Source organism: Sorangium sp. So ce887 (genome assembly GCF_051521455.1).
Classification (GTDB): Bacteria; Myxococcota_A; Polyangia; order Polyangiales; family Polyangiaceae; genus Sorangium.
The window spans coordinates 3,238,475-3,264,847 of record NZ_CP150354.1 but is presented as its reverse complement, the minus strand read 5'-3'; the positions used below and the strand labels follow the sequence as shown (position 1 = coordinate 3,264,847).

The 26,373-nt window shown below is 73.9% G+C and carries 19 protein-coding genes; 10 read left to right on the top strand and 9 right to left on the bottom strand.

All coding sequences use genetic code 11. The features are described from left to right. The first annotated feature begins 168 nt into the window (after positions 1–168). Positions 169–1,950 (top strand): MXAN_6577-like cysteine-rich protein, encoded by a 1,782-nt coding sequence (locus WMF36_RS12405; RefSeq protein ID WP_437579805.1) that lies wholly within the window; start codon positions 169–171, stop codon positions 1,948–1,950. A 50-nt stretch (positions 1,951–2,000) separates the two neighbouring features. After that, complete coding sequence (locus WMF36_RS12400) at positions 2,001–2,957, top strand: alpha/beta fold hydrolase (protein WP_437579804.1); 957 nt, start codon at positions 2,001–2,003, stop codon at positions 2,955–2,957. 40 nt (positions 2,958–2,997) lie between these two features. Here the strand turns inward: WMF36_RS12400 and WMF36_RS12395 are convergent, their stop codons facing one another. After that, positions 2,998–3,768 carry a YqjF family protein gene (locus tag WMF36_RS12395; protein ID WP_437579803.1) on the bottom strand — a complete coding sequence of 257 codons (771 nt, stop codon included), beginning with the start codon at positions 3,766–3,768 and terminating at the stop codon, positions 2,998–3,000. A gap of 135 nt (positions 3,769–3,903) precedes the next feature. Between WMF36_RS12395 and dhaK the strand changes: the two genes are divergently transcribed. From dhaK to ptsP, 3 genes are read left to right on the top strand one after another with little or no spacing between them, the layout of a single operon-like run. Next, entirely contained in the window at positions 3,904–4,905 is a 1,002-nt protein-coding gene (gene dhaK, locus WMF36_RS12390; protein ID WP_437579802.1) for a dihydroxyacetone kinase subunit DhaK, read from the top strand. Between the two features lie 3 nt (positions 4,906–4,908). Beyond that, the gene (gene dhaL, locus WMF36_RS12385; RefSeq protein ID WP_437579801.1) at positions 4,909–5,556 is read left to right on the top strand and encodes a dihydroxyacetone kinase subunit DhaL; all 648 of its coding nucleotides are present in this window, start codon (positions 4,909–4,911) and stop codon (positions 5,554–5,556) included. Next, positions 5,553–8,009, top strand: a complete 2,457-nt coding sequence (ptsP, locus tag WMF36_RS12380) for a phosphoenolpyruvate--protein phosphotransferase (protein WP_437579800.1) — start codon at positions 5,553–5,555, stop codon at positions 8,007–8,009. The genes dhaL and ptsP overlap by 4 nt, the downstream gene beginning before the upstream one ends. A gap of 153 nt (positions 8,010–8,162) precedes the next feature. On the opposite strand, the gene WMF36_RS12375 is transcribed toward ptsP, so the two are convergent. From WMF36_RS12375 to wecB, 4 genes are all read right to left on the bottom strand, one after another. After that, positions 8,163–8,513, bottom strand: a complete 351-nt coding sequence (locus tag WMF36_RS12375) for a hypothetical protein (protein WP_437579799.1) — start codon at positions 8,511–8,513, stop codon at positions 8,163–8,165. A gap of 520 nt (positions 8,514–9,033) precedes the next feature. After that, entirely contained in the window at positions 9,034–10,620 is a 1,587-nt protein-coding gene (locus WMF36_RS12370) for a pentapeptide repeat-containing protein (RefSeq protein ID WP_437579798.1), read from the bottom strand. An 11-nt stretch (positions 10,621–10,631) separates the two neighbouring features. Continuing rightward, positions 10,632–11,252 (bottom strand): prepilin-type N-terminal cleavage/methylation domain-containing protein, encoded by a 621-nt coding sequence (locus WMF36_RS12365; RefSeq protein WP_437579797.1) that lies wholly within the window; start codon positions 11,250–11,252, stop codon positions 10,632–10,634. Between the two features lie 280 nt (positions 11,253–11,532). Continuing rightward, a complete protein-coding gene (gene wecB / locus WMF36_RS12360; protein ID WP_437579796.1) occupies positions 11,533–12,651 on the bottom strand; it encodes a non-hydrolyzing UDP-N-acetylglucosamine 2-epimerase in 1,119 nt (372 codons plus the stop codon). A gap of 175 nt (positions 12,652–12,826) precedes the next feature. Here wecB and WMF36_RS12355 point away from each other — a divergent pair, with 175 nt between their 5' ends. Genes WMF36_RS12355 through WMF36_RS12345 form a run of 3 tightly spaced genes read left to right on the top strand, consistent with a single transcriptional unit; the run spans position 12,827 to position 17,063 of the window. Continuing rightward, positions 12,827–14,599, top strand: a complete 1,773-nt coding sequence (locus WMF36_RS12355; protein ID WP_437579795.1) for a protein kinase domain-containing protein — start codon at positions 12,827–12,829, stop codon at positions 14,597–14,599. Continuing rightward, positions 14,596–15,651 (top strand): hypothetical protein, encoded by a 1,056-nt coding sequence (locus WMF36_RS12350; protein WP_437579794.1) that lies wholly within the window; start codon positions 14,596–14,598, stop codon positions 15,649–15,651. The genes WMF36_RS12355 and WMF36_RS12350 overlap by 4 nt, the downstream gene beginning before the upstream one ends. Then, positions 15,651–17,063 carry a hypothetical protein gene (locus WMF36_RS12345; protein WP_437579793.1) on the top strand — a complete coding sequence of 471 codons (1,413 nt, stop codon included), beginning with the start codon at positions 15,651–15,653 and terminating at the stop codon, positions 17,061–17,063. Before WMF36_RS12350 ends, WMF36_RS12345 begins: the two co-directional genes overlap by 1 nt. A 129-nt stretch (positions 17,064–17,192) precedes the next feature. Here the strand turns inward: WMF36_RS12345 and WMF36_RS12340 are convergent, their stop codons facing one another. The 4 genes from WMF36_RS12340 to WMF36_RS12325 all read right to left on the bottom strand — a co-directional run bounded on the left by WMF36_RS12340 (position 17,193) and on the right by WMF36_RS12325 (position 23,447). After that, positions 17,193–20,018 (bottom strand): cation-translocating P-type ATPase, encoded by a 2,826-nt coding sequence (locus WMF36_RS12340; RefSeq protein ID WP_437579792.1) that lies wholly within the window; start codon positions 20,016–20,018, stop codon positions 17,193–17,195. Between the two features lie 269 nt (positions 20,019–20,287). After that, positions 20,288–21,013 carry a class I SAM-dependent methyltransferase gene (locus WMF36_RS12335; RefSeq protein ID WP_437579791.1) on the bottom strand — a complete coding sequence of 242 codons (726 nt, stop codon included), beginning with the start codon at positions 21,011–21,013 and terminating at the stop codon, positions 20,288–20,290. 44 nt (positions 21,014–21,057) lie between these two features. Continuing rightward, a complete protein-coding gene (locus WMF36_RS12330) occupies positions 21,058–22,008 on the bottom strand; it encodes a glycosyltransferase family 2 protein (protein WP_437579790.1) in 951 nt (316 codons plus the stop codon). A gap of 137 nt (positions 22,009–22,145) precedes the next feature. Next, on the bottom strand, positions 22,146–23,447 hold the full coding sequence (locus tag WMF36_RS12325; protein WP_437579789.1) for a glycosyltransferase: 1,302 nt from the start codon (positions 23,445–23,447) through the stop codon (positions 22,146–22,148). A gap of 83 nt (positions 23,448–23,530) precedes the next feature. On the opposite strand from WMF36_RS12325, the gene WMF36_RS12320 reads away from it, so the two are divergent. Together WMF36_RS12320 and WMF36_RS12315 are read left to right on the top strand one after the other, a co-directional pair. Beyond that, entirely contained in the window at positions 23,531–25,153 is a 1,623-nt protein-coding gene (locus WMF36_RS12320; protein ID WP_437579788.1) for an oligosaccharide flippase family protein, read from the top strand. A gap of 282 nt (positions 25,154–25,435) precedes the next feature. Beyond that, complete coding sequence (locus WMF36_RS12315; protein ID WP_437579787.1) at positions 25,436–26,359, top strand: DUF4123 domain-containing protein; 924 nt, start codon at positions 25,436–25,438, stop codon at positions 26,357–26,359. Positions 26,360–26,373: the final 14 nt, after the last annotated feature.

Here is a 26,373-nt window from a genome sequence, read left to right as displayed (position 1 = left end):
GACGCAGGCCTGAGGCGAGCGAGGCCGGCGCGACGCGACGCGCGCCGGCGAGATCCGTGCGCGGGATGGGGCTGCAAGCATTGACAGCGTGGAAGGCCATCAGCGTATCCTCCCCGGTAGCTCCTCGTTCGACCCCCCGTCGCCGGCATCTCTGCCGAGGGAAGGCTCATGAAAAACTTCAAATCGCGCTTCAGGCTCGCGCCGACGTACACCCTGTTCTGGCTCGTCGCGGCGGCGCTCGCCTCCGTGGCGTCGTGCTCGGACGGCGGCCCTTCCACGGCCGAGTGCGTCGCTCCGGAGACGGAGTGCGACGACATCTGCGTCAACACGAGCACAAGCTCGAGCCACTGCGGCGCGTGCGGCACGGTGTGCGCGAGCGGGCAGACCTGCAGCGCGGGCGCGTGCGTCTCGGCGTGCGAGGGCGGCCAAACGGCGTGCGGCGACGCCTGCGTCGACCTCGCGACCGACGAGGCGCACTGCGGCAGCTGTAGCAAGGCCTGCGCGGAGGAGCAGACCTGCCAGGACGGCGCCTGCCAGGCGGACGGATGCGCCGGGGGGCGCACCGACTGCGACGGCGAGTGCGTCAACACCGCGTCCGACCCGGAGAACTGCGGCGAGTGCGGCGCCGCGTGCGAGGAGGGGGAGTCCTGCGAGGCCGGCGCCTGCCAGGCCGGCGGGTGCTCCGACGGGCTCACCGACTGCGGCGGGGCCTGCGTCGACGTCGGCAGCAGCGAGTCGCACTGCGGCACCTGCGGGGCCGAGTGCAACGACGACCAGACGTGCGTGGCCGGCGCGTGCCAGGGCGGCTGCGGCTCCGGGCTCACGACCTGCGGCGACGCCTGCGTCGACGTCCAGACCGACACCGAGAACTGCGGCGCCTGCGGGACCGAGTGCAACGCCACGCAGGTCTGCCAGGCCGGGATGTGCGCGTGCACGGTGGGCCCGGGCCATGACCTCGGCGACGCCGTGCCGCAGTTCGTGAACGCCACGACGGCCGGCCTGCCGAACTCGTACGCCCCCTCGTGCGTGTCCGCGAGCTCGAGCGAGCGCATCTATTCGTTCACCGCCGCGACCGCGGGCGTCTACTCCTTCGACAGCAGCAACTCCGGGTACCAGGTCGTCCTCGCCCTGCTCGACGCCACGGGCTGCTCCGAGCTCGCCTGCAACGCCGACCCGAGCGCGATCGTCACGGCCGACCTGGCCATGGGCCAGACCGTCTACGTCGTGGTCGACGGCGCGGACGGCCAGGCGGGCACGTTCGAGCTGCACGTGACGCGGGCGAGCGCGCCGAGCTGCCCGGCGGGCACGCTCGCCCCCTCGGTGCCGCAGACGATCACCGGCAGCACGGTCGGCCGGCCCAACAGCGTGCGGCCGACCGCGTCCACGTGGTGCCGCGACGCGACCGCCCCCGACGCGGGGTACGCGTTCACGGCGCCCGTCTCCGGCGACTACTCCTTCGATACGTACGGGTCCGCGTTCGACACGGTGCTCCACGTGCGCGACGCCACGTGCCGGGGGACGCAGCTCGCGTGCAGCGACGACACGGTGGTCGAGCAGTCCGAGGTCACGGTGACGCTCACCGCGGGCCAGACGGTCGTGATCGTGGTGGACGGGTCGGACGCCGCCGACTCGGGCGCGTTCACGCTCAACGTCCAGCGGGCGGTCCCGCCGCCGGTGTGCGACGGCTCGGGCGAGTGCGGGGATGGGAGCTCGGGGTGCGTCCGGTGCGCGGTCGAGGGCAACTGCGCGGACGAGGTCTCGGCCTGCTTTGACAAGCTCGACTGCCTCGAATTCGTGGACTGCTATCGCACGTGCGGCACGGACGCCTGCAAGGAAGCCTGCATCGCCGCAGACCCGGCCAGCGCCGCGCTGTTCGACACGTACACCGCCTGCATCTTCTGCTCCGAGTGCCCGAACGACTGCAGCGGCGAGGTCGTCACCTGCCCGTGAGCGGCGGCGCCAAATAGAACGAGCCCGGTGGCCGTGGTAGGAGCGCGTCGATGCGGCGCATCCTCCTCCACGGCCATTTCTGGACGATCGCTCCGTGGCTCAAGCATCAGCTCCGGGCCCCGCCGCTCCCCCCGTCTTCCCCCTTCTCGGTGCACGTCGACGAATCGCCTGCCGGGCCCGTCCGGTTGGTCGGCAGGGTGCGCCACCGGGAAGGCGCGACCTCGATCCTCGTCGTCGTGCACGGGCTCGGCGGCACGCTGGAGAGCCATTACGTGGTCGAGGCCGCTGCGCAGGCCGAGCGCGCCGGCCTCGCGTGCCTGCGCATCAACCTGCGCGGCGCGGGGGGCGACGGGGCCGATCTCTACCACGCCGGCCTGTTCTCGGATCTGCACGCCGCCGTCGCGTCGCCCGAGCTCGATCGGTACGAGCGCGTGCTCCTCCTCGGCTACTCGCTCGGTGGGCACATCGCGCTCCGGTATGCCGCGTCCGGCGCGCTCGACGCGCGCGTGCGCGCCGTGGCCGCCATCTGTCCGCCGCTCGATCTCGAGCAGGCCGTCGCGGCGATCGACAAGCCGGAGCGCTGGATGTACCGCTGGCATGTGCTGTCGGCGCTGAAGGAGATGTACAGCGCCGTCGCGTCCCGCCGGGCCGTGCCCCTGCCCGTCGGGGAGGCGCTCGCGATCCGCACGATCCGCGAATGGGATCGGCGCATCATGACGCCGCGGTTCGGTTACCGGAGCGCGGAGGCGTATTATGCGATCGAGAGCGTCGCCCCGCGCCTCCGCGACCTCGCCGTTCCGTCGCTGATCGTCGCGACGGAGGCCGACCCGATGGTGCCGCTCGACACGGTGCGACCGGCGATCGAGGCCTACCCGCGCTCGCCGCTGCTCGACGTCCAGTGGCTCCGGTTCGGCGGGCACGTGGGCTTCCCGCAGACGCTGAGCCTCGGGTTCGGGGCCGCGCCGGGCCTCGAGTCCCAGGTCATCCACTGGCTGGAGAGCCACTGACGCGCGAGCGCGCGCCGCGCCGCCGCGCGCGGCGACCGCGTCACGCTGGCGGCGCGACGGGCTTCAGCGCATACACGTCGACGTCCACGCCCGGGCTGTAGAGCACGTGCGGGGCCCCCTGGGGGGCGGGCAAGCCGGCCGCGGCCACGACGCTCTCCTCGACGTGGCTCACCTCGGCCCGGTGGAGCGGATAGGGCGCGTGATGCACCTGCCCGACCTTGAGCGCGCCCCGGCCCGCGGCGAACAGCAGGTAACGCTCGACAAGGAAGTGCTCGAACGTCCCCGGCGCCGCCGCGCCCCCGTCGATCGCCGCGCCGACGCGATAGCGCGCCTCGAAGCGCGCGGGCACCGGGCCGGGCCAGCGCCGCTCGCTGCGATAATGAACCTCGCCGTCCCTCGATTCGAGCGCCATCGAGGCGTGGTGATAGGGCAGGTGCCAGCCGGCGCGGGCCACGAGGACCGCGAGGGCCTTGGCCGCGTCCAGGCTGAAGAACCACACGCCCGGGTCGCGCCCCTCCCGGTGCACGTAGGTGCGGACGTTGAGCTCGTGGAAGTTCGAGATCCCCGGCACGCTCGGCGACCACCAGGGGCTGACGTCGCGCATGGTGAAGGCGACGACGCCGACGTAGGCCCTGCCCTCGAACGTGTCGATCTCGAGCGCCGGCGGCACGACGGCGCGGAGCGCGTCGACCGGCGTCTCCCAGTGGAGGAAGAGCAGATCTCTCCAGCGCTGGAAGCCCGCCGGGCGGCCAGGTGGGCGGAGCGTGGGGGCGAGTCGGTCCATGGCGCCCGCAGCGTAGGACAGCGCCACGGAAAGATCTCCTCTCGCGGCGGGCGATGGCCTGGGGATATCCTGCACCCGGAAGCCGACGGGAAGCCGACGGGAAGCCGACGGGAAGCCGACGGGAAGCGGACGAAGAGCGGACGAAGACGGAGCGGAGGCAGGATGAAGAAGCTCATCAATGCGCCGGACGATCTGGTCGGCGAGGCGCTCGAGGGCATGGCGCTGGCCCACGCCGAGCTCCTCCGGGTGAACGCCGCGCCGCTCTTCGTCACGCGCGCGGAGGCGAAGGGCAAGGGCAAGGTCGCCCTCCTCTCGGGCGGGGGCAGCGGTCACGAGCCGCTGCACGCCGGGTTCGTCGGGCGCGGCATGCTCGACGCCGCCTGCCCCGGCGCCGTGTTCACGAGCCCGACGCCCGACCCGATCTTCGAGGCGACGCGGGCCGTCGACGCCGGCGCCGGCGTGCTCCACATCATCAAGAACTACACCGGCGACGTCATGAACTTCGAGATGGCCGCCGAGCTCGCGCGCGAGGCCGGGCTCCAGGTCGAGGGCGTGATCGTGAACGACGACGTGGCGGTCGAGGACAGCCTCTACACGGCCGGACGGCGCGGCGTCGGGACCACCGTCCTCGCCGAGAAGATCTGCGGGGGCGCCGCCGAGGCGGGTCGCCCGCTCGGCGAGGTGGCGGCGCTGTGCCGGCGGGTGAACGCGCACGGCCGCAGCATGGGAATCGCGCTCTCCGCGTGCACGGTGCCGCACGCCGGCAAGCCCTCGTTCGAGCTCGGCCCGGGCGAGATGGAGGTCGGCATCGGCATCCACGGCGAGCCCGGCCGGCGGCGGGCCCCGCTGGAGCCGGCGGACCGCGTGGCCGAGATCCTGATGCAGCCGATCCTCGACGACCTGCCGTTCAAGCCGGGCGACGACGTGCTCCTGTTCGTCAACGGCATGGGCGGGACGCCGCTCATCGAGCTCTACGTCGTTTACCGCAAGGCCCACGCGATCGCCCGCGAGCGCGGCCTCACGGTCGCGCGCAGCCTCGTCGGGTCGTACATCACGTCGCTGGAGATGGCGGGCGTCTCGGCGACCGTCCTCCGGCTCGACGAGGAGATGCTCCGCTGGTGGGACGCGCCGGTGCACACGCCGGCGCTCCGCTGGGGGGCCTGAGCCATGCAGACCCTGAGCGGCGAGCACATCGCGGCGTGGATCGAGAGCGCGGCCGAGGTCCTGGAGCGCGAGAAGATGTTCCTGACCGAGCTCGACGCGCCGATCGGCGACAGCGACCACGGGATCAACATGGCGCGCGGCTTCGCGGCGGTGCGCGCCCGGCTCGGCGGCCTCGATCGCGGCGACGTCGGCGCGATCCTCAGGGATGTCGGGATGACCTTGCTGTCGACCGTCGGCGGGGCGAGCGGGCCGCTCTACGGCACGCTGTTCCGCGACGCGGGCCAGAGGGCGGCCGGCGCCGCGGCGCTCGACCTCGCGGCCCTGGCGGGCTGCCTCGAGGCGGGCCTCGACGGCGTGAAGCGCCGGGGCAAGGCGTCGCCCGGCGACAAGACGATGGTCGACGCGCTCGGCCCTGCGGTCGACGCGCTCAAGGCCGCGCTGAGCGCGCCGGGCGCGGCGGGCGGGCCGCTCGGGGACGCGCTCGGCCGCGCCGCCGAGGCGGCGCGGGCCGGTGCCGAGGCGACCGTGCCGCTCGTCGCCCGCAAGGGCCGGGCGAGCTACCTCGGCGAGCGGAGCGCTGGGCACCAGGACCCCGGCGCCACGTCGTGCTGGCTCTTGCTGCGGAGCCTGGCCGCGACGGCAGGCGCATGAGCGGGGCGGCGGGCCGCGTCGGGCTCGTCCTGGTCTCGCACAGCCGCGCGCTCGCCGAGGCCACCGAGACGCTGGCGCGCCAGATGACCGGCGAGTCGGTCTCCATCGCGTGCGCGGCGGGCACGGGCGACGGCGGCGCCGAGCTCGGCACCGACGCGACCGCCATCGCCGCGGCGATCGAGCGCGTCTGCGGGCCGGCCGGCGCCGTCGTGCTGATGGACCTCGGCAGCGCGATCCTGAGCGCCGAGACGGCGCTCGAGCTCGTCGACCCGGAGCTCGGCTCGCGCACGCGCCTCACCGGCGGGCCGATCGTGGAAGGCGCGGTCGCCGCCGCCGTGCGGGCGGCGGCGGGCGGCACGCTCGAACAGGTGGCCGCCGATGCGCGGCAGGCGCTCGAGCCGAAGGCCGCGCAGCTCGGCGAGGCCGAGGGCGCCGCGGCCGCGACGGCGGCAGCTGCGGCCGCGACCGCCGCCGTCGCTCCGGCCGTGACGGCCGACGTCGCGATCGCCGATCCGAGCGGCCTGCACGCCCGCCCGGCCGCGCAGCTCATCGCGCGCGCGGCGAAGCTCGACGCGGCGATCACCCTGGAGAACGTGACCGCCGGCCGCGGCCCGGTGGCGACCTCGAGCCTGATCGCGCTCGCCTCGCTCGGGGTGCGCCGCGGCGACGTGCTGCGCGTGCGCGCGACCGGGCGGCAGGCGGCCGAAGCGGTCGAGGCGCTGGCGGCGCTCGTGCAGCGCGAGGCGCCGGCGGGCGCGGCGGCGGCGTCCGCGGCCTCCGGCCTCGCCATCCCCGTCGCGCCGGGCGTCGCGCTCGGGCCCCTCGTGCGGCTTGTGCGGTCGACCCCGGAGGTCCCCGAGACCACGGTCGACGACCCCGAGGCCGAGGCCGAGCGGCTGCGGCGGGCGCTCGAGATCGCGGCGCAGGACCTCGGCAGCGCGCTCCGCGGCAGCGACATCCTCGATGCGCACCAGGCGCTGCTCTGCGACCCGGCCCTCGTCGGCGCGGCCCTCTCGCGCATCGAGCGGGAGCGCCGCAACGCCGCCTGGGCCTTCCGTCTGGCCATCGAGGCCGCGGCCGCGATCTACCGGCAGCTCGACGACCCCTACCTGCGAGCGCGCGAGGCGGACGTGCACGACGTGGGCGACGCGGTGGTGCGCGCCCTGCTCGGCGGCGCCGCGGCCACGGTGCCCGACGGGCCGCCGGCCGTCGTCGTGGCCGACGACCTCACGCCGTCGGAGGCCGCGCGGCTCGACGCGGCGCGCGTGCTCGGGGTCATCGACCGGCGCGGCGGTCCCACGTCGCACGCCGCCATCCTGCTGCGCGGCGCCGGCATCCCCGCGGTCGCGGGGGCGGCGGCGCTGGTGCCCGAGGCCGGCGGCGCGCGCGCCGGCCTGGATGGCACGACCGGCGAGGTGTGGCTCGACCCCGATCCCGAGACCACGGTCGAGATCGAGCGGCGGCAGGCGGCCCTCCGCGCGTCGCGGCGGCCTCCGGGCGCCCGCGACGGCCGCGTGCGCCTCGCCTGCGGTCGTGAGGTCGAGCTGTGGGCGAACGTGGCCGGCCCCTCGGACGCGCGCGCCGCGCGCGAGGCCGGGGCCCTCGGCATCGGGCTGCTGCGCACCGAGATGCCGTTCCTGGGGCGCGTGGACGAGCCCGACGAGGACGAGCAGGCGGAGCTGCTCGCGGAGATCTTCGCGGTGTTCGCCGGCGCGCCGATCGTGGTCCGCACGCTCGACGCGGGCGGCGACAAGGCGCTGCCCTACCTCGAGCTCGACGCCGAGACGAACCCCAGCCTGGGCGTCCGCGGCGTCCGCCTCTCCCTCGCGCGGCCGGCGCTGCTCGAGGCGCAGCTCCGCGCGATCCTTGTCGCCGGGCGCGGCCACGACGTCCGCGTCCTGGTCCCGATGGTCTCGACCGCCGCGGAGGTGGGCGCGGTGCGCGCCGCGCTGGAGCGCACGCACGAGGCGCTCTCGGCCGCGGGCAGGCCGCACCTCTGGCCCGTGGCCACGGGCATCATGGTCGAGGTTCCGTCGGCGGCGTTGATGGCCGAGCGCCTCGCGCGGCAGGCGGACTTCTTCAGCATCGGGACCAACGATCTGACGCAGCACACGCTGGCGGCCGAGCGCGGTCATCCGCGGCTGCATGCGCTCGCGGATCCGGCGCACCCGGCGGTGCTGCGGCTCGTGCGCGCGGTGGTGGAGGCGGGGCACGCCTCGGGGCGTCCCGTCTCGGTGTGCGGCGAGGCCGCCGGCGATCCCGGCGTCGCGCCGCTCCTTGTCGGCCTCGGGATCACCCGGCTCAGCATGTGCTCCTCCGCGTTCGACGCGGTGGAGGATGCGCTCGCCGGGGCCTCGTTCGCCGAGCTCGCCGCCGTGGCCGAGGACGCGCTCGCGGTCGACGACGCGACGGCGGCCCGCGCCGCCCGCGCGGCGGCGCGACGTCCGGGCTGACGGCCGGTGGTGCGAAAGGGCCAGCGCGCCGACAGGGATCCTGCTCGGCGACTTCAACGCAGCGCCGACGTCGCCGGAGATCGTGAGCCGCATCTGCTTCTCCTTCGCGCCGGAGCCTGCCCGAGAACCACTCCTACGCTGGTGGGCTCCCTGTCACTTCTGCGGTTCAGATGCAGATTCGGTGCCGCGACCATCGAAGATTTTCAAGATAGACTCGGCCATCGGCCGCAGCTCCTGGGGAGGCTGACGCGCGGACGTCCACTCCAGCACCAAGGCGACCAACCTTCGGACGTAGTCACAGTCAGACGGCTGCACGATCAACGTCGTCGCCACATCTTTTGACAGGAGCGCGTCGAAGGCATCCCCCATCGCATGCAGAGCCCCCAACCATTCGTCCCTCGGGAGCTCGGACGTCGGCGCGCCGATGTCGAGCGATTCCACGATCGCAGAGAGGCAATTGAGTCCTTGAGAGAGCCCCTGCGCCACTTGCCGATCACGCGTCATTTGCCCGTCCCCTATTTCTCAGACGTGTATCGGCAGAGCCAGGTTCCGATTGGATTGATGACAGTACAGTTGTCTCCAGTTGCTGACATCCCGAAGGGCTCGGAAGACCGTTCTGTCTGTCCATGGTCGCCCGGCGCTGCGCCTTTCCTGCTCGATCGGCTCCGTCATAAGCGTCGCGAAAAGGCTCTCGGCCACGGCGTTGCCCCAGCAGTCGTCCGCGCGGCTCATGCTCTGGATGAGCCGGCACGGACCGGTGGCCTGGCAAGCACCGCCGCAGTTCGCGCACCACCTCGCGGTTGCACACGTGAACCGGAGCCGTGCGCGCCATGACGCATCCTTGCGGCGCGCAACGCGTTGCGTCAAGGTAGCTACATCGCTGCGATGACGCGTGAGGCTGGCGGGCATGCCGGCTGCCTCCCACAGACCGTTTCCGCTTCCGCGAGGCTGCCCAGTTGCCTGCCTCTCACCGGTTCCGGTGTACGAGCCCTTTCCGCGCCGCGGCCGCCAGCGCGCCCCTTCGCTACAGCGCCCCTGCCGGCGGCGCGCCCTCGTGCGTGGAGCGGGCGGTGGCGTCCTCCGCCGGCTGCGGCGCGCCGACCGGGTGGCCGAGCAGGCACGTGCCCTCCCCGGGCAGCTCCGTCGCCGGGTCGCACTCGGCGAGCTCCCAGCCGCGCGCCTGCTCGGCGTCCGACCCGGAGAGGTCGGCGCCCCGGAGGTTCGCGGCGCTCAGATCGGCGCCCTCGAAGGTCGACTCCATCAGGGCAGCGCCCGAGAGATCCGCCCCGACGAGGCGCGCGTTCCGGAAGCTCGCCTGGGTGAGATCGGCGCGGGAGAGGTCGAGCCCTGACAGGTCCCGCCCGTCGAAGCTGCGGTGGCCGCTCCGCGCGAGCAGGCGCACGGCGGCGGACCTAGGCGCGGCGTCGCCCGAGGAGAGCGTGGCGCGCAGCCGGAAGACGGCGAGGCGCGACGGATCCAGGCCGTGGACGAGCGTCGCGGCGAGCGCGGCCAGCACGAGGCGGGCGCCGAGGGAGCGCGCGGCGCCGCGCTCGGTGCCGAAGGGCGGCAGCGCGAAGGTCAGGAGCGCCGCGCCCAGCGCGCCGCCGGCGTGCACGGCCCAGAGGAGCCCGGGCGGCGGGACCTTCGCCAACGCGACGGCGGCCGCCAGGACGAGGAGCAGCGCGCCGCCGGCGAGCGCGAGGCGGAGCTCGAGCGAGCGCGCGAGCAGGGGCGCGTCCGGCGTCGGGCGTGGGCCCGCGGCTACGGCGGCGCGGCGGACCGGCGGCGGCTTGGCCGTCTCGCCGGCGCGGCGCGAGGCCCCGGCGGCCGCGCCGGGGCGAGCGGCGTCAGTCGCCGCGGCCAGCCGCTGCGAATCGGGAGGCGCGGACATCCGTTGCGATGACGGCGCCGCGGACATTCGCCGCGAGTCCGGCGTTGCCCCTAGCCGCTGCGAGTCCGGCGTTGCCCCCAGCCGCTGCGAGTCCGGCGCTGCCCCTAGCCGCTGCGAGTCCGGCGCTGCCCCTGGCCGCTGCGAGTCCGGCGTTGCCTCCAGCCGCTGCGAGTCCGGCGCCTTCCCCGGCGCCGTGGAGCGGCCCGGCTCCGCGCTTGCGGGGCGCGCGTCCGCGCTCGCGAGCGCCTCGCGGAGCGGCGAGGCGAACGACGCGATGTCGTCGAACGACGCGCCCGCGCTCGCGAGCGCCAGGACGGCCTCCTCGTCGAGGCCGGAGCGCGCGCACGCCGCGGAATCGACGCGCGCGCCCGCGAGCGAGCTCGCCGACGAGAACGAGCGCGGGAGCTTGGCCCCGCGCAGATCCGCGGCCGTGAGCAGCGCCCCGCCGAGCAGCGCCCCCGAGAGATCGGCCCATCGCAGGTCGGCGCCGGTGAGGTCGGCGTTGACGAGCGACGCGGCGTCGAGCCGCGCCCCCGCGAGGTTCGCGCCGGCGAGCTTGGCCCCGTCGAGGCGCGAGCCCGCGAGGTTCGCGCCCTGGAGATCGGCGCAGAGCAGGTGCGCGGCCGCGAGGTCCGCGCCCGGGAGCTCGATCGCGGTGCCCTCACCGCCGCGGCGCGCCGAGAGGGCGCCGAACAACCTGTGCAGCGCTGCGGTATCCACGGCGGCGCCGCCTACTCATCCGGGTCGATGGTGCCGATCGCGCTCGCGAACACCACCTGCCCGTCCTTCATGTAGCCGTCCAGCGCGAACCACGCGTGTGTGCCGTCGGCGTCGAGATCGCCTCGCGCGTACGCGGCCCACCGGCGGTCCGGCGGCACGTCCGCCGGCCACGGAGAGGCCGACACAGGCATGGGAGAGCCGCCGAGTCGATATCGATACTGATACGACTGAGGTTGGTTGATCTCGAATCCAAGGCACTTCCAGCCCACCGTCGGGCTCCCTGTGTTGTAGTCCACGCCCGGTCTGGGATCGGGCTGATACTTGACCCCCTGGACGCGATAGAACGCGTTCGGCACCGTGACCGCATCGCTGCACAGCGGCTGGGCCGCCATGCCATCCGAGCGCGCCTGGAGGCGATCGGCCGAGGCGACAACGGCCCTGGCGATGCCGCCGATCGTCTGCTTGGCCTCGGCCGACTTGGCGAGCACCAGATACTTGGATACCCCCTGCGTCGCCAGCGCGGCCAGGAGCCCCACGAGCCCGCCCGCGAGCATCACCTCGACGAGGGTAAACCCTCGTCGACCCCGCCCCCGAGATGCCCTATCGACTTGAACTCGGAAGATCCTTGCCACGATACACCTATAACCGGACGATGGTCCGCTGAACAGCCAGAAACCTGGGCGATAGGCCACAGCAAGCGCTGTTTGGTCGGGTGTTGTGGGGAGCGCGGTCTCTCAGGCGGCGCGCATCCCACGTAGGCCACGTAGGCCACGTGAGGAGCGCCGCGATGCGGCGGCGAACGCGCGTGGTGCGCCCTGCGCCCGGAAGCGGGCGAGCCGTTCGGAGCGGCCGTGAGCGCAACGGATGGGAGGTCGGCTCGGACCGGGAGGTCGGCTCAGGCCGGGAGTCGGATCAGGCGCGCGGGCCGGCTGTCTTGGGGGGCGGGTCCCCCGCGAGGAAGGCCTCCAGCGCGTCGGCGATGCGCTCGCCGGTCTTGCCGTCCCACCCTTCGGGCACGGTGCCTCGCTTGCCGCGGCCGTCGAGGATGGCGTCGACCTCGCGCGCGATGAGGGCGGCGTCGAGCCCGACGACGATGTTGGTGCCCTGCGTCACGGTGACCGGCCGCTCGGTGCCCTGACGCATCGTGAGGCACGGGATCCCGAGCGCGGTCGTCTCTTCCTGGATGCCGCCGGAGTCGGTGGCGACGAGCAGGGCATTGCCCATCACGGTCACGAAATCGTCGTACCCGAGCGGCTCCATGATCCGGAGCCCCCGGGTCTCCCGGAGGCGCGACGACAGCCCGAACGACTCGGCGCGCGCGACCGTGCGCGGGTGGACGGGGAACACGGTCGGCAGGCGCTGCGCGATCGCGGTGAGCGCGTCGAGCGTCTCGGCGAGCCGCTCGGCGCTGTCGACGTTGGCGGGGCGGTGGAGCGTCGCGATCGCGTACTTCTTCGGCTCGAGGCCGAAGCGCGAGAGCGCGTCGGTCTGCCGCTTGAGGGCGTAGTGGACCGAGTCGATCATCACGTTGCCGACGAACCGGATCCGCTCCGGCGCGATGCCCTCGGCGAGCAGGTTGGGGCGGGCGTCGTGAGAGGGCGTGAGCAGGAGATCGGAGAGCTGGTCGGTGAGGACGCGGTTGATCTCCTCGGGCATGGTCCAGTCGCGCGAGCGAAGGCCGGACTCCACGTGGACGACGGGGATGCCGAGCTTCGACGCCGCGAGCGCGGCGGCCAGGGTGCTCGTGACGTCGCCGACCACGACAACCACCTTGGGACGGTGCTCCATCAGGTCGGCCTCGGCGCCGACGAGGACCGCGGCCGTCTGCTGGGCGTGCGAGCCGCCGCCCGCCTTGAGCGTGTGATCGGGCGTCGGCAGGCCGAGGTCCCGGAAGAACACGTCGCTCATCGTCGTGTCGAAGTGCTGGCCTGTGTGGAGCAGCCGCATCGGTAAGGCGCGCGCCTTGAGGGCGCGGCAGATGGGGGCGAGCTTCATGAAATTCGGGCGCGTCGCGGCGACGAGGTAGATCATTTCGACCGAGGAGCATGCCGCGGTATGCGGCGCGGCACCAGCGTTTTGAGGGCTCCAGGGCGCGCCGGGGTGGCATCGCGTGTCTTGCGCGTCTTGCGCGTCTTGCGCGTCTTGCGCCCTCGCCACCGCGCCGATAGCCTGCCCGTGCCGAGCCCGTCGCCGACCAGGCAGCGCCATGAGCATGCCAGATGATCTTCCGCTTCAGACAGGCGACATCCTCAAGGGAAAGTACCGTATTGTCCGGGTGATCGGCGCGGGCGGCATGGGCGCCGTCCTCGAGGCGCATCACCTCGTCCTCAACCAGCGTGTCGCGATCAAGGTCGTGCTCCCCGGCGCGGCGAAGCGCGCCGCGAGCGTGGAGCGCTTCCTGCGAGAGGCGCGCGCGGCGAGCAGCCTGCGGAGCGAGCACGTGGCCCGCGTGCTCGACGTCGACACGCTCGACGGGGGCCTGCCCTATCTCGTGATGGATCTCCTGGAGGGCGCCGATCTCTCGGACCGGCTCCGGTCGGAGGGGCGGCTGCCGGTCGAGGAGGCGTGCGAGATCGGCGTGCAGATCTGCGAGGCGCTGTCCGAGGCGCACGCGCGCGGGATCGTGCACCGGGACATCAAGCCGGGGAATCTCTTCGTCGTGCGGCGCGCCGACGGCAGCCCCCTCGTCAAGGTGCTCGACTTCGGCATCGCCAAGCACATTGGGCCAGCGGAAGCGATGAGCGCAGACAGCCTGACGAGCCAGGACGCCCTGGTGGGCTCGCCGCTCTACATGTCGCCCGAGCAGATGCGCTCGTCCCGCGCCGTGGACACGCGCAGCGATCTCTGGTCGCTCGGCGTCGCGCTGTACCAGGCGCTCTCCGGCAAGCTGCCGTTCGAGGCCGAAACGTTCGGGGAGCTGATCCTCTGCGTGATGCAGGAGCGCCCCGCGTCGCTGTCGTCCCTGCGCGCGGAGGTGCCCGAGGCGCTGAGTCGAGCGGTGATGAGGTGCCTGGAGCGAAGCCCCAAGGATCGATGGCAGGACGTCGCGCAGCTCGCGGCCGCGCTCGCGCCGTTCGCTCCGGCGCGGTGCCGGCCGCTGGTCGAGCGCGCCGAGGCGACGCTCGCCGCGAGCGAGCGCGGGGCGCGCCCGGCCCTGCCGCACGGGCAGGCGCCCGTGGTCGGCCCTGGCGCTGCCGCGGGCACGCCGCTCGTGGCCTCCGCGACCCTGCCGGCCGCTTCCACCTTGCCGGCGGCTGCCACCCTGCCGGCCACCCCGCTCGTCTGCGCCGCGGGCACCCCGCCCGCCGACTCTACCCAGCTGCTCTTGGCAGCGGCGGGCGCACGAGCGGCGGACCCGGGGCCGTCCGTCGCGTTGCGCGACGCCAGCGATCCGGCGGCCGACCCCGGTTCCACGGGCGCGTCCGCGCCGACCATGACGCAGACGGCCGCGCCGTGGTCGGACAGCCGGCGGCCGCCGGAGGGGCGAGCGCATCCGCGCTGGCTGCAGCGGGCCGGCGCCGCCTCGGTGATCGCGGGGCTGGGCATGGCGGCGCTGCTCTGGACGCGCCAGGAGCCGGCCGCCGAGACCGGGGACACGGCCGCGGCCGCGTCACCGCCGTCTCCGGCGCAGGCTTCGCGTGAGCCGCTCCCGGCGCCCGCTGCGCCCGAGGCCGTCCGAGCGCAGCCTGCGCTCGACCCGCTCCCGCCGCCGCACGGCCCTGCAACGGGATCGTCCGCCGCCGCGCTCGCGGGTTCGACCGCTCCCGAGCCGGCCGACCTCACGGCTGCACCGGTCGCTGCGACCGCATCGCCGCCCCGCAGCGCCCCCACCCGCACTGGAGCCTCCCCTCGCGATGCGCGCACCGCTGCGCCACGACCCGCCGCTTCCGCTTCCGCCTCCCCTTCCGCTTCCGCCTCCCCTTCCGCAACCGGCGCGCCGGCGGGCGACGGCGTCCCCAACTACGGTGGGCGCAAATGAGCCGGCGCCGCGCGGCACGGCTGGGCGCTGCCGAGCTCGCGATCGCGGGGGCGCTCGCGGCCATCCCTCGGCCGACGCACGCGCAGGCGGGCGGCGATGCCGCGGCGGCGGAGGTCCTCTTCGAGCAGGCGATCGCGCTGATGAGGCAGGGCAACTACGAGCAGGCGTGCCCGCGGCTCGCGGAGAGCCAGCGGCTCGACGCCGGCGTGGGCACGCTCCTGTACCTCGCCGCCTGCTACGAGCGGCTGGGCAAGACCGCGAGCGCCTGGGCGACCTACCGCGAGGCGGCCGACGCGGCCCGCCGCCACGGTCAGGCCGACCGCGAGCAGAAGGCCCGCGAGGGCGCCGCCGCGATCGAGGCGCGGCTGACGCGGCTGCTGGTCGAGGTCCCCGCGGACAGCGCCGCGCCGGGGCTGTCCGTGCGGCGCAACGGCCAGGAGCTCGCCCAGGTGCTCTGGGGGACGCCGATGCCGGTCGATCCGGGCGCCTACACGGTCGAGGCGAGCGCGCCGGGCAGGCTCCCGTGGTCGACGACGGCGGCGATCGACCCGGCCGGCGGCACCGTGACCGTCACCGTGCCGCCCCTCGAAGCGGCTCCACCGCCGCAGGGCGCGCCGCCCGCGGCGCCCGCGGCCGCTTCCCGGGGCGCCCCGGCCGCGCAGACCGCGCCGGCAGCGCCGCCTGCGCGCCCCGCGTCTCCGGACGCGGCCGGCATGCCCGCGCAGCGGCTCGTCGCGCTCGTCGCGGCCGGCGCCGGCGTGGTCGGCATCGGGGTGTCGGTCGGCCTGGGGTTCGAGGCACGGGCGCGCTTCCAGGACGCGGGAGCGCACTGCGACGGCGACCTCTGCGACGACGACGGGATCGAGATCCGCGGCGACGCCATGGATCTGGCGCGGGCCGGCACCGTCGTCTTCCTCGTGGGCGCGGCCGGGCTGGCGACGGGCGGGGTCCTCTGGTTCACCGCCCCGTCGCCCGACGCGGGCGCCGGCACGCGCCCGGCGGTCCAGGTCGGCCTGGGGCCGCTCGGCCTCTCGCTCGGAGGACGATTCTGATGCGCCCTGCCGGCCCGGCGCGCTTGCTCGTGATGGTCGCGGCGCTCCTCGGCGCAGCGGGATGCGACGTGGTCTTCGGCATCAGGCCCGGACAACCAAGGCCCTCCAGCGGCAGCGGCAGCGGCGGCCAGGGCGGCAGCAGCGGCCAGGGCGGCAGCGGGGGCCAGGGCAGCAGCGGGGGCCAGGGCGGCGGCGGGGGCCAGGGCGTGCTCGACGTCGCGGGCCGCATCACGTCGGACACCACCTGGACGTCCAGCCGCCCTCCCCGGCTGCGCGCGCCCGTCGTGGTGGAGGCCGGCGCGACCCTCACCATCGAGCCGGGCACGACCGTCCTGGCCGACGAGGGCAGCCTCCTCGCCATCAAGCCCGGCGCGCGGATCCTGGCGAACGGCACCCGCGAGGCGCCGATCGTGCTCACGAGCGCGCGCTCGCCGCGGAGCCCCGGCGACTGGGGCGGCCTCGTGCTCTGCGGCAAGGCCCGCATCAACGCGCCGGAGGGCAAGAAGATGGTCGGCTCGTCGCCCCGCTCCCTCGATCTGGTCTGCGGAGGAGAGGACGACGACGACGACAGCGGCCAGCTGAGCTTCCTGAGGATCGAGTTCGCCGGCGAGGACGTCCGCGAGGGCGAGGACATGGCCGGGCTCGAGCTCATCGGGGTCGGACGCCGCACGTCGATCCACCACGTCGAGGTGATTCACGTCACGGACGACGGTGTGTACGTGGTCGGCGGCACCGTGGAGATGAAGCACATCCTCGTGGTCGGCGGGGACGACGACAGCTTTGACTGGGAACACGGCTGGCGCGGCAAAGGACAGTTCCTCGCCGCGCTCAGGACGAGCTTCGACTTTCACGGGAGCGGGATCGAGGGGGACGATCCGGGCGACGACCCGGAGCTCGTGTCGAGCCCCACGCTGTACAACGTCACCCTCCTCGGCAACCTCGACGCCGACTCCGACGGCGCCGGCATCGAGCTCGCCGGAGGGACGCGCGGACAGCTGCACAACGTGCTCGTGGCCGATTTCCAGAAGGCGGGCGTCCAGGTCCGCGATCGGGCGACCGCCGCGAACATCGCGCCGCGCGCGCTCGACATGACCCATTCCCTCCTCGCCAACGAGGCCAATTTCGACGACCTGAGCACCGATCCCGAGGCCGACGATTACGATGAGGAGGCGTGGATCCTGTCCGTGGATCCCGCGCGGTGGAACCGGCAGGAGCGCTCCTCCGCCCTCGGCATCCGGTCGCGCTGGTGGCTCGATCTCGACCTGTCGCTCGAGCCGGGATCGCCGGGGCTGCAGGGCGCCGCGCGGCCCCCGGAGGGCGACCCGTTCTTCGATGCCACGGCGAGCTTCGTCGGCGCCTGCGGCGAGACCTGTCCGGGCTTCGAGGGCTGGACCGCGTTCCCCGTCGACTGAGCGGGCGGCGCCCAGGTCCTCCCCGCGCGCAGCCTCGATGGCGCGATGATCTTCGCCGCGCCGCGCGCGGCGCGGCGCGGCGGCGCCGGCCGCACCTCGTGCAGCCGGCGCATCCGGTCTCTTCCGGCGCTAGGCGCCGCGGTTCGCCATCGCGCCCGCCACGCCGCGCACGTCGGACGTCGGGGTCCGGCGCTCGCGCTCCGCCGCGCGCCGCGCGCGGCGGAGGCGCCACCACCGCTCGACGCTCATCACCGGCAGGATCGTCATCGCCACCAGCGTCGACCTGACCCACGCGTCGAGCGGGAGCGGCGCCGATCCGAACAGCGTGTGCATGAACGGCGCGTAGACGAAGCAGAGCTGCAGCGCGAGCAGCGCGGCGATCCCGACGTAGATCCACGGGTTCGAGAAGAGCCCGATCTTCAGGAGCGAGTCGCGCAGCGACCGGCAGTTGATCACGTAGAAGATCTGGAACAGCACGACCGTCGTGACGGCCGCGGTCTGGGCCTCGCGGTAAGCGAGCTCCGAGACGACGCCGCCGCGCACCTCCGTGAAGTACTCGTACAGGAAGAGCCCGATCGCGCCCGCCGTCATGAGCACCGCGACGATCGCCGTGCGCACGAGGACGAACCGGCTCAGGATCGGCTCGCTCGGATCCCGCGGCGGACGGCTCATGACGTCCTTCTCCATCGCCTCGAACGCGAGCGGCAGGGAGAGCGCCACCGTGGCCACGAGGTTGACCCAGAGGATCTGGACGGCCGTGATCGGCATGAGCGGCGCGCCGCCGAGGACCGGGAAGGTCATCACCGCCACGAGCAGGATCAGCGCCTCGCCCAGGTTCGTCGGCAGCACGAACGCGAGCGCCTTGACCAGGTTGTCGTAGACGCGGCGCCCCTCCTCGACCGCCGCCTGGATGCTCGCGAAGTTGTCGTCCGTCAGCACGACGTCGGCGGACTCCTTCGACACCGCCGTCCCCGTGATCCCCATCGCCACGCCGATGTCCGCCTGCTTCAGCGCCGGCGCGTCGTTCACGCCGTCGCCCGTCATGGCGACGACCTTCCCCTGGGCCTGCAGCGCCTTCACCAGGCGGAGCTTGTGCTCCGGCGCCACGCGCGCGAACACGTTCGTCGACGCCACCGCCGCGCGCAGCTCGTCCTCCGAGAGCCGCGCGAGCTCGGTGCCGTTGATCGCCCGCCCGCCTTGGACCACGATCCCGAGCTGCTCGCCGATCGCCCTCGCGGTCGCCAGGTGATCGCCCGTGATCATCTTCACGGTGATCCCGGCCTCGTGGCACGCCTTGATCGCGTCGATCGCCTCCGGCCGCGGCGGGTCGATCATCCCCTCGAGGCCGAGGAGCGCGAACCCCTCCGCGAGGTGCGCCTCGTCGAGCGACGCCGCGCCACGGTCCGCGGGCCGCGACGCGACGGCGAGCAGCCGCATGCCCTGCGCCGCCATCCGCTCGACCTGCGCCATCACGTGGGCGCGCTCCGCCTCGCCGATCGCGACGCGGCCGAGCACCGCCTCGGGCGCCCCCTTCATGAAGATCACCCGGTCTCCGCCGGGCGCATCGTGGAGCGTCGCCATGAGCTGCAGCTCGGACGAGAACGGGACGGCGTCGATGCGGGGGTACTCCCGCCGCGTCCCGTGGGCGTCGACGCCGAGCTTCTGCGCCGCGACGACGAGCGCGCCCTCGGTCGGGTCGCCCTCGATGCCCCAGGCGTCGCCCTCGCGCTTCATGCGCGCGTCGTTGCAGAGCATCCCCGCCCGGAGCAGCGCGCGCACCGCCTCGGGCACCTCGCCGGCCGGCGCGCCGCCGCGGCGGAGCTCGCCGACCGGCGCGTAACCTACGCCGGTCACCTCGAGCGTCTCCTCGGCCCCGTCCCCGGCGGCTCCGGCCGGAGGCGTCCACAGGGCGCGGACCGTCATCTCGTTCCGGGTCAGCGTCCCGGTCTTGTCGGAGCAGATGACGCCCGTGCTGCCCAGCGTCTCGACCGCGGGCAGCTTCCGGATCACCGCCCGGCGTCGCGCCATCCGCTGCACGCCGATGGCGAGCGAGATGGTGATGATCGCGGGCAGCCCCTCCGGGATCGCCGCGACCGCGAGCGAGATGCCCGCGAGCATCGCGTCGACCGGCGGGTAGCCCCGGAGCAGCGCGACCCCGACGATGACCAGCGCGACCGCCACGATGGCGATCGTCAGCACGCGGCCCACCTTGGCCATCGAGCGCGTGAGCGGCGTCTCGATCTCGGTCGCCTCGTGGAGCATCGACGAGATGCGGCCGAGCTCGGTCGCGGCGCCGGTGGAGATGACCACCGCGGTGGCCGTGCCGCTCGTCACGAGCGTCCCGCCGAAGGTGAGGTTCTTGCGGTCGCCGATGCCGGCGTCCTCGGGGACCACCGCGACGTGCTTGTCGGAGGGCACCGACTCGCCGGTGAGCGCCGACTCGTCCACGCGGAGGTTCTTCACCGAGAGCAGCCGCGCGTCGGCGGGGACCTTGTCGCCGGCCTCGATCACCACCACGTCGCCGGGGACCACGTTCGCCGCCGGGATCGCGCTCCGCTGACCGCCGCGCACGACCGTGGCCGTCTGGGGCACCATGTCGACGAGCGCCTCGATCGCCTTGCCCGCGCGGAACTCCTGCACGAAGCCGATCGCCGTGTTGAGCACCACGACCGCCAGCACGACCGCGCCGTCGATCGCCTCGCCCATGGCCATCGCCAGGGCCGCCGACGCGAGCAGCACGTAGATGAGCGGGTCGTTGATCTGACGGAAGAGCAGCTTGAGCGCGCCGTCGCCCTTGGCGCGCTGGATCACGTTCGGCCCGACCGTCTCGAGCCGCCGGGCGGCCTCGCCTTCTGCGAGGCCCGCCTCGGCGCTCTCGATCTTGGAGAGCGCATCGCTGGCAGACAGGCTGTGCCAGGCGATCGCGGCCGATGGTGGGAGGACGCGTTGGGACATGGAGTCATCTCCTGCGGTGTGCAGCTGCGCTGTGCGCGCCGCGCTCACGGGCTATGGCAGCTTCGTGCCACGCGGTTCGCACGTGGCTGCGGCGTTCTCGGCACGTCCCATGCCAGCGCGTCACCAGGCTGTTCAGCATTCCGGTCATCTCGCACCCTGGAATCGCGGGGGGCCTTTTCACCCCGGTGGGGAATTTTGCCCCACTCTGGGACACCGGCGCGCGGTCCACCGCGCATGGGCCTGCGGTCGGCGATCATTGCGCCGCGGCGCTAGCCGCGCGCGTAGGCGAAGGTGCCGTCGATGTTGAGCAGACGCGTCGCCTGGACGAGCTCGGCCACGGTCACGCCGAAGCGCTGGACGAGCCGGTCCGCGATCTCGCGGCGGAGGATGTCCCTGCGGAAGACGCGCAGCGGGCGCGGGGCGAAGTACCCCTCGAGCTCCGCGAACGTCAGGCGCTGGTACTCGGCGGTGCCGGGGACGGGTCGCCGCGAGACGACGTCGTAGAAGAAGAAGATGCCGCCCGGCCGGAGCAGGCGGAGCGCCCTCTCCATGAGGCCGCGCTTGAGCTCCGCGTTCGTGACCGACGACAGGACGGCGAACATCATCACCATGTCGAAGGGGCCGCCGAGGTCGGCCTTCAGGAAGTCGCCCGCGACGAAGCGGATGCCGGCGAAGCGCGAGCGCGCGAGCTCGGTCCGCTCGGCGACGAGATCGACGCCCGTGAGGCGCGACGGATCCGCGCCGAGCTCGACAAGCCACGCGAGGTTGGAGCCCGATCCGCAGCCCACGTCGAGCACCGACATCTCGCGCAGCGCCTCGGGCGTGCGCACGCCGCACTCGAACAGCGCCTCGCGCACGCGGCGCTGCCGCTGCCGCGCGACGAGGTACGGGTGGGCGTTGAGCAGGCTCGCCCAGGGGTTCGCGGGCAGAAAACGCTCGGTGTAATGCCGGTTGATCGCCTCGAGATCCCGCTCGAAGCCGCTGTCCTCGGCCATCCGCCCGCCTCCCTCTCCCGCGCGCGCCCCGCCGGCCTGCGCCGTCACGGCTGCCCCACCGCCCACGCCGGCAAGCGCAGGACCCCCCAGCGCACCGCCTTGAGCAGCCCGAGCGCCACCGTCTGCTCCACCGTGCGCGGGCGCTGCGGCTTGCGCCGCGCGAGGTAGTCGTCGAGGTAGCGCAGGAACTCCGGATCCGGCTCCATGCCGCCCACCTCGCGCCGGATGCCCCGGTACTTGCGCGTCTTCCAGATGAAGTTTTCCCAGCTGTCGAAGTAGTCGTGCCGCATCAGGAGCTCCGGCACGTAGACGACCCGCATGTCGGGGAGCGCCCTGGCGATCCGGTAGACCAGATAGACGCCCTCGGCGCCGTAGAACTGGTCCGGAAAGCCCCCGGTCTCCAGGTAGATGCCGCGCCGGATCGCCATGTGGCCCTCGGTCGCGAGGACGTCGTCGATCATGTCGTCGCCGCGGTCGTAGTGCCCCGCGAGCGTGCAGAAGTAAGGGTGCTCCTTGGGGATGATCCGGCCGCGCATCGCGGCGATGCGCGGGTCCTGGAAGACGCGGCAGACGACCTCGACGAACGTCGGCGCGATCAGGCCGTCGTCGTCGATGAAGGCGACGTGCTCGCCCCGCGCCCAGGCGATGGCCGCGTTGCGCGCGGCGTTCAGCGGGATGCCGTCGGTCAGGCGGAGCTCGACGTCGACGAGCGGGGCGGAGCGCGGCCGCAGGTGCTCGATGCCGCCGCTGTCGGCGAGCAGGACCTCGAACGGCACGTCGAGCGCCGCCGTCTGGCCGCGCGCGTGCTGGAGGCACTCGATGAGGTAGTCCTTCGCCTTGTAGGAGATGATGATCAGCGTGAGCTTCGGCGACGGGACCTCGCGCCGCACGATGAGCTCCTTCACCTCGGGCGCGTACTTCGCGCGCCACGCCTCCTGAAGGGCGCGCTCGCCCTCGGGGAGCCCCGCTCGATCCTTGGGAAGATGGTCAGGCATCGCGGGCTCGCATGCCACGGGGGCCGCCGCGCAGGCAAGGATGTCGAGCGGGCGTCGATCGGGATAGGGACGGCGCCGCGCGCCCCGTGCGCGGCGTCGCTCGGGAAAGGACAGCGCCGCGCGCCGCGTGCGCTGGGTCAACCCCCGCCGCGCGCCGTGACGTCCTCGAAGAGGCGCGCGAGCGCGCCCGCCGTGGCGCGCGCGCTCAGGCCGGAGAGCGCTTCGTCGTCGGGCTCGACGAGCGGACGCCCGGCCGCGCGCGCGTCGACGGCGTCCTCGACGCGGCGCTCGATCGCCGCGGCGTCGCCGGCCGCGTGCGTCCAGCCGAGGCGCGTCGCGTCGAGGATGCGCGCGACCTCGGGGGACGGCGAGACCGCGAGGATCGGCGCGCGCGCGAGGAGGTAGTCGTAGAGCTTGCCGGGCAGCAGGTATGGCTCGTCGCCGAAGCCGGTCAGCAGCGCGAGATCGGCGCCCGCGACGAGGCCGAGCCCCTCGGCGTACGGCAGGACGGTGCGGTGCTCGAACAGCCGCGACACCCCGAGCTCCTCGGCGAGCAGGAGGTCGCTCTTCGCGACGCGCCCCAGGTTGAGCAGCCGGATCGCGCCCGGGCCGAGCGACCTCCGGCGCGCGACGGCCGCGAGCGCGCGGATGAACGGCGCGAGCGTGCGCTCGCTGTAGCAGTTGCCGAAGTGCACGAGCGTCACCGCCCCGTCGCGCCGCGGCGCGACCGCCGCGTCCGGATCGAAGCCGGTCCGGATCGACGCGACGCGGCGCGCGATGCCCCGCGCGGCGTAGGCGTCGCGGGTCATCTCGGACGTCACCGTGAACGCGGCGGCGGCGCCCACCGCGGCCCGCTCCACGAGCGCCGCCGCGGCGCGGACCCACGCGGGCCGCGTCGCCATCACCGGACCGAACGACCACGGATCGCGGAAGTCGACGACGACCGGCCGGCCGATGGCCCTGCCGGCCAGCACGCCCGCGAGCACGGTCTCCCACGGCGCTCCGCTCGCGAAGATCACCTCGGCGCCCACCTCGCGGGCGAGACGCGCGACGCGGGCCGCGAGGGCCGGGACGCGGCCCGTGTCCGGGCCGACCACCGAGACGTAGCGGATCTCGGCGGCGACGCGCGCGAGGCCCCTGCGGCGCGCGACCGGCAGCGGCGCCTCGGTCGGCGCCTCCACGGTGCCGTCGGAGCCGAGCGCGCGGCGCGGCATGCGCGCGAGCTCGGCGTCCGTGAGGTAGTCGCGGCGCACGTCGCACGCGGGCAGATCGGCCTCCGCGAACGACGGATCCAGCCGCTCGCCGGGAGGCGGCCTCGCCGTGAGCACCGTCGCCGCCCAGCCGTGCTCCGGCAGAAATTTTGCGAATCGGTACGCGCGCTTACCGCCGACGCTGAACCGCGGGGGGAAGTAGTAGCTCACGAGGAGCGCGCGCCTCATCGCCGCGCCTATATCACGGCCGAGCAGGGCGCCGCGCGCCGCCGCGAGGCGGCTCCTGCCCGCGCATGTGCTACCGAGCCGCCATGCGGGACGAGCAGCCCCCCCCGGCCGAGCCGAGCGCGCCCCCGCGGGCGCCGGAGGCCGCGGGGGCCGCGCCGGCCGCGCCGGCCGCCAGCGCGCCGGGCCCCGGCGACGCGCAGGGCGCGTCGCTGGCCGATCGGATCGGGATGGTCGTCGGCGGGCAGTTCGTGAACACGCTCATCGTGCTCGTGCAGGGCGTCGTTGTGGTGCGGCTGCTCGGCAAATCCGAATACGGCGTGCTCGCGTTCGCGACGATGCTGTTCATGACGGGGCGCGATCTCGCGCAGCTCTACCTGCCGGAGTCGTTCCTCTATTTCGCGCCCAAGGTGACCCGCCCCGAGCTCAAAGGGCTGGTGCGGCAGAGCCTGCTGCTCCTGCTCGGCCTCGGGGCCCTCTCCGCGCTCGCCTTCTCGGCCTTTGCCCTCGTCCCCGGCGTCTTCCTCGACAGCCGCGAGGGGGTCACGCAGCTCCTCTTGCTCATCGGCCTGATGAGCATCATCGCCTATCCGGCGAGCGTCTTCGGCCCGCTCTTCATCGCCACGAACAACCACCGCAAGTCGGCCGGCGTCGCGCTGCTCGTCACGCTCTCGAGCGCCGCGGGCGCGATCCTCCCCGCCGCGCTGGGGTGCTCGGTGATCTGGATCGTGGCCGCCCAGTGCGCGGCCCAGGCGCTCCGGCTGGGGCTCTCGTACCGGCTCTACGCGCGGCTGTTCCGGGACGTCGCCGCGACCCCTTTCCCCGGCGGCGTCAGGGCGCAGCTCGCCTACGCGCTCCCGCTCTCGGTGACCCGCTTCGCCGGCCTCTTCAACCAGAAGCTCGACAAGTTCGTCATCGGCCTCTTCTTCAGCGCGGGGCTGTACGCCGAGTTCGCCGTCGGCTCGCAGGAGCTCCCGCTCGTGGGCGTCCTCGCCTACTCCGTCGCCTCGACGATGCTCCCCGACCTCGTCGCCCGCGTCGAGAATGGGCCCACGCCCGCGGAGGGCGCGAGGAGCGCGATCGCGCTGTGGCACTCGGGGATCCGCAAGACGACGCTGATCATGCTCCCGGTCGCGGCGTTCCTCCTCCTCTTCGCCGAGCCGCTCATGCGCACCGTCTACGGCGACGCCTACGCCGGCGCCGCTGTCCCGTTCCGCATCTACTCCGCGCTCCTGCCGCTGCGCGTGACGGCGTACGCCATCCTGCTGATGGCGTTCGGGAAGACGTCGATGATCCTGCGGATCCAGGTGCTGTCCATGGCGTTCAACGTCGCGGCGAACCTGGTCCTCCTCCCCACGATCGGCATGGTGGGCGCGCCGCTCTCGGCCGTCCTGACCCAGGCGATCGGGATCGTCATGACGGTCGCCACCATCGCGCGCTTCTCCGGCGTCGGCCTGCGCGGCGTCTTCCCGTGGGGTCACTACGGGCGCGTCGCGGCCACCGCGCTCGTCGCCGCGGCGCCGCTCACCGCGTTCCTGGTCACGGGCGCGATCGACGAGCGCCCCGCGCTCTGCCTCACGGTCGGCGCCCCCCTCTACGCGGGGCTCTACCTCGTGGCCGCGTGGGTCACCGGCGTCCTCGCCCCCGAGGACCGGGCGTTCGTCGCGCGCTGGCTCCGCCTCGAGCCGCTGCGCAGCCGCCATGGGTGAGGCGCCCGCGAGCCCCGCGCCCTCACCGCCGGCGCGGGGGATAACCGATCGATCGACCGGGCCGCTCGAAGCACCGTCGTCCACGGTCGCTGTCTCGGGCGGCAAACAGCGGATGCGGACGTGGAATCCGCGCAGACAGCCTGGAAGGATGGGCAGCCTGGAAAGGTTGGCAGTCGTCCGGTCGCGCCTCTTGTCGTTCCCGGCTTCGTGTGGATTTCCCGCCGATCGGTGTTCTAGGCTTACTCGCCGGCCTGATCGGCGCGTTGTGCGATGGAGACGACCATGAGCGAAGACCAGGAAGCAGGATTCGTTCTCCAGGTCATCTCGGGCCCCATGGCCGGACAGAGCGCGCACATCCCCGGCAACCGTCCGCTGCTCGTCGGCCGCGCGCCCGAATCGGATCTCTCGATCACGAGCGACGGTGAGCTCTCTGCCCTGCATTTCTCGGTCGAGCAGATCGACGGCAGCTACCTGCTCCGCGACCTGGGGAGCCGCAACGGGACGCAGGTCAACCGCGAGCGCGCGCGCGAGGTGTCGCTCCGGGACGGCGACGAGATCCGCGCGGGGGCGACCCTGTTCGAGGTGGTGCGCCGCGAGCCGAACCGCCGCTGCGCGCCGACCCGGCCCGCCCCGCCCTCGCGCCGGGCGCGGAGGACCGAGCTCGTCGCGACGGGCGCGCCGTTCACCGCGTCGGCGCGGGCGCGGCTCCGGCAGGAGCGCTCGCCGCTCTTCGCGGTGATCGACGCCGCCCGGGACCCGCGCATCCGGCTGCTCCTCGGCAACGCGGGCGAGCAGACCGCCTCGCTCTATACCGGCTTCCAGGGCGAGATCCTCGCGGACGTCGGCCCCACGCTCGTGCGCCTCGCGCACGAGTCCACCCTGCTCGACGCGCTGGTCGACAGCGGCTGGGGCGCCAGCTGGGGCGTCTTCCTGACGAGCCACCGCGCGTTCGGCGACGTGCGGAAGCACCTCCGCCGATTCCTCCTTGTCGAGAGCGGCACGGGCAAGCAGCAGTACTTCCGGTTCTACGACCCGCGCGTGCTCCGTGGCTTCCTGCCGACGTGCGGTCCGCGAAAGATCGAGGCGCTGTTCGAGGAGATCGAGGCCTTCGCGCTGGAGGCCGAGGATCCGGGCAAGCTGCTGCGCTTCACCGCGCAGGGCGGCAAGGCGATCCGCGAGGAGTGGACGCTCGAGCGCGAGGGCTGACGGCGCGCGGCGCG